This window comes from Inquilinus sp., assembly GCF_057815775.1.
Genome location: NZ_JBYRFX010001083.1, coordinates 1 through 7,484, shown reverse-complemented (window position 1 = coordinate 7,484; position 7,484 = coordinate 1). Strand labels below are relative to the sequence as shown.

Genomic DNA, 7,484 nt, shown 5'->3' with positions numbered 1-7,484 from the left:
CGCACGCAGCGTCGAGGCCAAGCCCATCATCGGCACGGCGGTGGCGGCGCCGGTCGACGCCACCGCCTGGGTCACCATCCTGGGCGTGGCCCTGCTGGGCGGGCTGATCCTGAACCTGATGCCCTGCGTGCTGCCGGTGCTGTCGCTGAAGCTGCTGTCGATCGTGAAGGCCGGCGGCCAGACGCCGCGGCGGCAACGGCTGGGCCTGCTGGCCACCGCCGCCGGCATCGTCGCGTCCTTCCTGGTGCTCGCCGCTGCGGCGATCGGGCTGAAGGCGGCCGGCGCCACCGTCGGCTGGGGCATCCAGTTCCAGGAGCCGGTGTTCCTGGTGGTGATGATCGTCATCCTCACCCTATTCGGCTGCAATCTGCTGGGGCTGTTCGAGGTCGTGCTGCCGGGGCGGGCGATGGACGCCGCGGCGCGCGCCAGCGGTGCCGACACGCAAGAGAATCAGGGCGGCCTGCTGGCGCCGTTCCTGACCGGCGCCTTCGCCACGCTGCTGGCCACCCCCTGCTCCGCCCCCTTCGTCGGCACCGCGCTGGGCTTCGCCCTGTCGCGCGGGCCGGTCGAGATCGGGCTGATCTTCGCAGCCCTCGGCCTCGGCATGGCCCTGCCCTATCTCGTCATCGCGGCGATTCCCGCCCTGGCCCGGCTGCTGCCGCGGCCCGGCCGCTGGATGCTGTGGGTCAAGGCCGTGCTGGGCCTGGCCCTGTTCGGCACCGCCGCCTGGCTGCTGTTCGTCCTGGCCGTGCAGGTGCCGCCGACGGCCGCCATCGCCGTCGCCGCCGCCATGGTGCTGATCGGGCTGATCCTGTGGCTGCGGCCGCGCGGCGGGGTGGCCGTCCGGCGCTGGGCCGCCGGAGCCGCCGCCGTGCTGGCGCTGGCCGCCATCCTGCTGCCGCTGCGCTTCGACCGGTCCGATGCGGCGACGCCCAGCGCGGCCTCCGCCATCGCCTGGACCAAGTTCGACCGCGCCGGCATTGCCGGGCTGGTCGGCCAGGGCAAGGTGGTGTTCGTCGACGTCACCGCCGAATGGTGCCTGACCTGCCAGGTCAACAAGCTGCTGGTGATCGGCCGCGACCCGGTGGCGTCCGCGCTGGGCGGGGCCGGCGTGGTGCCGATGCTGGCCGACTGGACCAATCCGGACCAGGCCATCGCCGACTACCTTGCGGCGCATGGCCGCTACGGCATACCGTTCAACGCCGTGTACGGGCCGGGGGCGCCGGACGGGATCCTGCTGCCGGAACTGCTCAGCACCGACGCGGTCCTCGACGCTCTCAACAAGGCCCGGGGCGCGAATTCGTAATCATCCGGCGGCCCGGACGACTCCGGCGCGGCCGCAACACAGCTTGGCGGAGAGACCCCCATGACGATCAAGGTTGGCGACCGTATCCCGTCGGTCACCCTGAAGCACCTCGGCAAGGAAGGCATGGCGGAGGTCAAGACCGACGACCTGTTCCAGGGCAAGACCGTGGCGCTGTTCGCGGTGCCCGGCGCCTTCACCCCGACCTGTTCGGCCAAGCACCTGCCCAGCTTCGTCAACAATGCCGAGGCGCTGAAGGCCAAGGGCGTCGACCAGATCGTCTGCCTGTCGGTGAACGACCCCTTCGTGATGAAGGCCTGGGCCGACAAGAACGAGGTCTCCGGCGACACCGTGTTCATGCTGCCGGACGGCAACGCCACCCTGACCAAGGAGCTGGGGCTGGAGATGGACGGGTCGGGCTATGGCCTGGGCACCCGGGCCCAGCGCTTCGCCCTGGTCGCCAAGGACGGCGTCGTCACCCATCTGGCGGTCGAGGAGCCGGGGGCCTTCGAGGTGTCGAGCGGCGACGCGGTGCTGGCCTCGCTGTAAGACAATGCGGGTCGGTCGGGTTTCGCCCCGACCGACCATTCCTTCCAGCGACGCGGCCGCTACCGTCAGGCTGCCTCGTCTTCCGTCGTGATCCGCACGCCCGCCTGTTCGAAGCGCGCGATCGCCGCGTCCGGCACGACCAGGGTTTCCGGCAGGTGCAGCCCGCCAGCCGGCAGCGTCAGGCCATCCAGGCCCAGCACGCGCTCGGCGATGACCACGGTCCCCAGGGCCGTCATGTGCCCCACGCCCTCCGGATCCGACACCACGACCCGCCGCCGGGCCTGCCGCCCCGATGCGAGCGTCCCTTCGATCTCGACATAGACCTCATGCGACGCCCGGGTGCCGCCCCGGGTGCCGATCGAATCGCCCTCGCCGAAATCGAAGCGAACGTCCGGGGCGCCGGTGATCGCGGCCAGGCTGGGCGCATCGAATGCGGCGAGCGGCTGCACCGTCGATGTGCCGCCATCGGCCAGGCGCAGGCTGCGGGGATGACCGGCCATGTCGACCCAGATCCAGTCCCCGCCGCGGCGCAGCAACGCCCGGCCGGTGAAGGCCGCGGCATCGGCGGCGCTCATCGGCCCGACCGCGTCGGCGGGATCGAACAGCGCGGCCATGGCGACCGAGTCGACCCGGGCAAAATCCGCGGCGGCCTGTTGAGCCACCAGTGTCACCAGCCCGGCCGCCCAATGCGCCGCCAGCACGATCGGCCGCTGCGGCGGCGTATGCAGGGCCGCAAACACCGGCGGCGCCACCTCGTCGGCCAGCTTGGCGATGCCGATATGGGCCGCGCCCTGCGCCAAGGCGGCCTGGATCAGCGTATCGCCGCGGTCCTGCAGCGTCGCCACGATCAGGTCGACCGGGCCGGCCTCCGCCAGCGCCGCGGCCGGGTCGGCGATGTCGAGCCGCATTGTCCGCGCCCCGATTTCGCGCGCCAGGGCCGCGCCGGATTCCGGCGTGCGGCCCGCCAGGATGATGTCGAGATCCGGCGCCAGCCGGCGCAGGTGACGGGCAACAAGGCCGCCGACGACGCCGTAGCCGCCGGCGATCAGGACACGCTGAACCATGGGTCTTCCCCTTCCCCGGGCCGCCGTCAGGACATGGCGGCTCAATTACGAATGGTAACTTACCATTCGTAATATGGAGAGAGGATCGTTGAGGTCAAGCCCCGGCGGGTGCCAGGCCGCGGCCTTCTTCCATCAGGCCGCGGCGGGCCAGTTCGTCGACGCGCTCGTTCTCGGCATGGCCGGAATGGCCGCGGGTCCACTGCCAGTCGACCTTGTGCGGCGTCATCGCCGCCTCCAGCCGTTGCCACAGGTCGACATTCTTCACCGGCTTGCGGTCGGCGGTCATCCAGCCGCGGGCCTTCCAGCCTTTGAGCCACTGGGTGATGCCGTTGCGGACATACTGGCTGTCGGTGGTCAGCACCGCATCGACCGGCCGCTTCAGCGCCTCCAGCGCCTGGATCGCGGCCATCAGCTCCATCCGGTTGTTGGTGGTCAGCTTCTCGCCGCCACACAGCTCGCGCTCGGTCTCGCCCATGCGCAGCAGCACGCCCCAGCCGCCGGGGCCGGGATTGCCGCTGCAGGCACCGTCGGTGAAGATCTCGACCTTCATCGGCTTCAACACGGGTGGCTTCAGGTCTGTCACGGGTCGATCCCATAGGCGGCCACGCTGGTGACCTGTTGGTGGAAGCGCAGCTTGCGCCAGTATTCGAGCGGGTCTTTCGGCCGGACGAAGGCGCCCGGCGGGTGGTTCAGCCAGTCGTAGAGCCGGGTCAGCAGGAAGCGCAGCGCGTTGCCGCGGGCCAGGATCGGCAGGGCCGCGATCTCCGCCGCCGACAGCGGCCGCTCGGTGCGATAGCTGGCCAGCAGCCCGCGCGCCTTGGTGACGTTGAAGGCGCCGTCCGGTTCGAAGCACCAGGCGTTCAGGCAGATCGACAGGTCATAGGCCAGCATGTCGGTGCAGGCGAAGTAGAAGTCGATCAGCCCGGACAGCCGGTCGCCGCGGAAGAACACGTTGTCCGGGAACAGATCGGCATGAATCAGCCCGACCGGCAGGTCGGTGGGCCAGCGCGCCTCGAGGAAGGCCAGCTCCCGCGTGATGCCGTCGGCCAGGCCCGGGGTGACGGTGTCGGCCCGGTCGGTGCAATCCGCCACCAGCCGGCGCCAGCCTTCGATCGACAGGTTGTTCGGCCGGACCATGGCGAAGTCGGCCCCGGCCGCATGCATCCGCGCCAGTGCCCCGCCCAGCGCCTGGCAGTGCAACGGCTGGATCCGCTTCGGCCACAGCCCGTCGAGGAAGGTCACGATGACCGCCGGCCGCCCGGCCAGGCGGCGCAGCGCCTGCCCGTCGCGCGCCGCGACCGGCTGCGGGCATTCGATGCCGCGGGCGGCCAGATGCTGCATCAGGCCGAGGAAGAACGGCAGGTCGCCTTCGGCCACCCGCTTCTCGTAGAGGGTGAGGATATGGGGGCCGGTGGTGGTGACCAGCAGGTAGTTCGAATTCTCGACGCCCTCGGCGATGCCCTTGAGCGAACGGACGGTGCCGATGTCGTACTCCGCCACAAAGGCGGCGACATCTTCGTCGGTGACTTCGGTGTAGACGGCCATGGCAACCCGGCAAAAGCAGCAGCGCCCGCCTTCATAGATCGGGCGGGCCGGCTTGTCGAAGGGAGAGACGTGCCGACGTGCCGAAGGCTCGGCCGGCCGGCCCGGCACCGCCGCCATTGCACATTGCCCTGCAAATACCGCTTACAAAAATTTCATGAACTTTCTTTCATCTGTATTGATGGCTGCGGCACGATGTCCACTGCAATCCATCTCATTGGAAGCGCAGATGAAGTCGAATACTGTACCGATCTCCACATGATGTTTTCAGATGCACGACGAACGTCCGCCGCAATCCATCGGACCGGCCGGCTGCCCCAGCGGTGATCGCGACGGCAGGCCGCTCCGCCGTGCCGGCCGATAGAGGGCCGCGGCGATGCCGAAGATGAACTGGGGCGCCTTCGACCTGAACCTGCTGATCGTGTTCGACGCGGTCATGCGCGACCGCAGCGTGACCCGCGCCGGCGCGCGGGTGGGCTTGAGCCAACCGGCGATGAGCCATGCCCTGGCGCGGCTGCGGCACGTGCTGCGCGACGATTTGTTCATCCGGACCCCGAAGGGCATGGTGCCGACGGCGCGGGCGGAGGAGATCGCCGAACCGATCCGCCGCGCCCTGGGCGAGCTGCAATTCTCGCTGCAATCGATCGACACCCATCCGGCCGATGCGGTGCAGACCATCCGGATCGGCGTCGACCCCTATGCCGCGGTGGTACTGGTCGACCGGATCGTGCGGCGCTGCGCCGAAGTCGCGCCGGAGCTGATGCTCGACATCCGCGGCAGCGGCAAGCTGAACCTGCCCGAAATGCTCGACCGCGGCGACCTCGACCTCGCCATCGGCGGCACCGCCGAGGATGGCGAGCGGTTCTCGCGCCAGCCGCTGATGGAGGACGGCTTCGTCGCGGTCCTCGGCTGCCATGGGGTGCAGGAGCTCGCCATCGACGGGCTGGCGGCGATGCCGCATCTCGAGATCTCCTCGCTCACCGACGATTTGCGGTTCATCGACGACGCCCTGGCCGAACATGGCGCCGCACGCCGGATCGTCCTGCGGTCGCCCTATCTGTCGGCCGGGCATGTCCTGGCCGGGTCGCAGATGGTCGCCGTGCTGCGGCGGCGGATGGCCGAGCGGCTGGCCCAGGCCCATGGCTTCGACATCCATCCGCTGCCGCATCCGTCACCCCGGATCGAGACCTCGATGCTGTGGCACCGCCGCCTGCAGGGCCAGGCGGTCCATCGCCGGCTGCGCGATCTCGTCGCGGCCGTCGCGCGCGATCTGTGACGGGGGCGGGGCACATGCAGGACCTGCATAGGGATGTGAAAAGGTTGCATTGGCGGCAATTGCCACCCATCCCCAATTCGGCTGTCAGCGCCACCATCGGCCCACGGGCCGGAGCGCGGGACTGCGGCGCCAGGATCGCGGCGGCCCGGACAGAACGAATGGGAGGACTCGCCCTTCACCGACGCCGCGGCAGGTGACGCCGCAGCGCCCGGATTCTTTTGTTTGTCCTGTTTTCGTTGTCCCGCTGGAGAGATGCAGATGCCCAAGATCACGCGCAGGGCGGTCCTCCGGATCGGCACGCCGCTGGCCGCCGTCGTCCTGTTCGCCGCCATCTTCGTCGGCCGCGAGCTGCGGATGCGCGAGGCGCACGCCGCTGCGGCCACCGCCGCCGCGCCGGCCCCGTCGGTGCCGATCGATGCCGCGGCTGCCGAACGGCGCGACGTGCCGGAGTTCCTGACCGGCCTCGGCACCGTGCAGGCCGAGAACACGGTGACGGTGAAAAGCCGGGTCGACGGCCAGTTGCAGGCGGTGTCGTACCAGGAGGGGCAGGACGTGACCGCCGGGCAGGTGCTGGCGCAGATCGACCCGCGGCCGTTCCAGGCGGCGCTGGACGAGGCCAAGGCGACCAAGGCGAAGGATGAGGCCCAGCTGACCAATGCCGGGCTCGACCTGCAGCGTTTCGAGAGCCTGCACCAGTATGCGACGGCACAGAGCGTCGACACCCAGAAGGCGCTGATCGCGCAGCTGCAGGCCCAGATCCAGGGCGACCAGGCGACGATCGACAACGCCACCACCCAGCTGAGCTACACCACCATCACCTCGCCGCTCAACGGCCGCACCGGCATCCGGCTGGTCGACCAGGGCAACATCGTGCACGCCACCGACACCGGCGGTCTGGTGGTCATCACCCAGCTGCACCCGATCGCGGTGATCTTCACCCTGCCCGAGGAGAACCTGCCGGCCATCACCGCGGCGATGGCGCAGGGAACGCTGCAGGTTTCCGCCGACACCCGCGGCGACGAGAAGCCGCTGGACCAGGGCACCCTGACCCTGATCGACAACCAGATCGACCAGAGCACCGGCACGATCCGGCTGAAGGCCACCTTCCCCAACAAGGCCAACACGCTGTGGCCCGGCCAGTTCGGCGACGCCAAGCTGCTGCTGCGCACCCAGCATGACGCCATCACGGTGCCCGGCACCGCGGTGCAGCGCAGCCAGGACGGCCTGTATGTCTACACCGTCAAGCCGGACGGCACGGTCGACACCAAGACGGTCGATGTCGACCGCATCGCCGACGGCGTCGCGGTGATCAAGCAGGGGCTGAATGCCGGCGACCAGGTCGTCACCGCCGGGCAGTACCGGCTGCAGCCGGGCACCCATGTGCAGATCCGCCAGGCGGCCACGCCGGCCCAGCCTGCCGCCACCACGCCGGGAGCCTGACCATGAGCATCTCGGCCCCGTTCATCAAGCGGCCCATCGCCACCTCGCTGATCATGGCCGGGGTGCTGCTGGTCGGCCTGGTCGCCTATCCGCTGCTGCCGGTCGCGCCCCTGCCCCAGGTCGACTTCCCGACCATCCAGGTCTCGGCCCAGCTGCCGGGCGCCGACCCCACCACCATGGCCTCGTCGGTCACGGCGCCCCTGGAGCGGCAATTCGCCGAGATCCCCGGCGTGTCGCAGATGACGTCCAGCAGCACGCTGGGCAACAGTTCGATCACCCTGCAGTTCGACCTCGACCGAAACATCGACGG

At 69.9% G+C, this 7,484-nt stretch carries 8 protein-coding genes; 5 read left to right on the top strand and 3 right to left on the bottom strand.

Annotation, left to right across the window (positions count from 1 at the left end; genetic code table 11):
• Positions 1–1,306: protein-disulfide reductase DsbD family protein (locus AC3XYG_RS38785; protein WP_489145249.1), on the top strand; the 1,306-nt coding region annotated here is incomplete at its 5' end.
• 60 nt (positions 1,307–1,366) lie between these two features.
• Positions 1,367–1,852: a peroxiredoxin gene (locus tag AC3XYG_RS38780; RefSeq protein ID WP_489145248.1), complete on the top strand. Its 486-nt coding sequence runs from the start codon at positions 1,367–1,369 to the stop codon at positions 1,850–1,852.
• Positions 1,853–1,917: 65 nt separating this feature from the next.
• On the opposite strand, the gene AC3XYG_RS38775 is transcribed toward AC3XYG_RS38780, so the two are convergent.
• The 3 genes from AC3XYG_RS38775 to AC3XYG_RS38765 form a co-directional block, all read right to left on the bottom strand.
• Positions 1,918–2,916 carry a hypothetical protein gene (locus tag AC3XYG_RS38775; protein ID WP_489145247.1) on the bottom strand — a complete coding sequence of 333 codons (999 nt, stop codon included), beginning with the start codon at positions 2,914–2,916 and terminating at the stop codon, positions 1,918–1,920.
• A 94-nt stretch (positions 2,917–3,010) separates the two neighbouring features.
• Complete coding sequence (rnhA, locus tag AC3XYG_RS38770; RefSeq protein ID WP_489145250.1) at positions 3,011–3,466, bottom strand: ribonuclease HI; 456 nt, start codon at positions 3,464–3,466, stop codon at positions 3,011–3,013.
• A 29-nt stretch (positions 3,467–3,495) separates the two neighbouring features.
• On the bottom strand, positions 3,496–4,461 hold the full coding sequence (locus tag AC3XYG_RS38765; protein ID WP_489145246.1) for a homoserine kinase: 966 nt from the start codon (positions 4,459–4,461) through the stop codon (positions 3,496–3,498).
• A gap of 373 nt (positions 4,462–4,834) precedes the next feature.
• Between AC3XYG_RS38765 and AC3XYG_RS38760 the strand changes: the two genes are divergently transcribed.
• The 3 genes from AC3XYG_RS38760 to AC3XYG_RS38750 all read left to right on the top strand — a co-directional run.
• Positions 4,835–5,734 (top strand): LysR family transcriptional regulator, encoded by a 900-nt coding sequence (locus AC3XYG_RS38760; protein WP_489145245.1) that lies wholly within the window; start codon positions 4,835–4,837, stop codon positions 5,732–5,734.
• A 258-nt stretch (positions 5,735–5,992) separates the two neighbouring features.
• Positions 5,993–7,174, top strand: coding sequence for an efflux RND transporter periplasmic adaptor subunit (locus AC3XYG_RS38755; protein ID WP_489145244.1), 1,182 nt, complete (start codon positions 5,993–5,995; stop codon positions 7,172–7,174).
• Positions 7,175–7,176: 2 nt separating this feature from the next.
• The coding region (locus AC3XYG_RS38750) for an efflux RND transporter permease subunit (RefSeq protein WP_489145243.1) at positions 7,177–7,484 on the top strand (308 nt) is incomplete at its 3' end.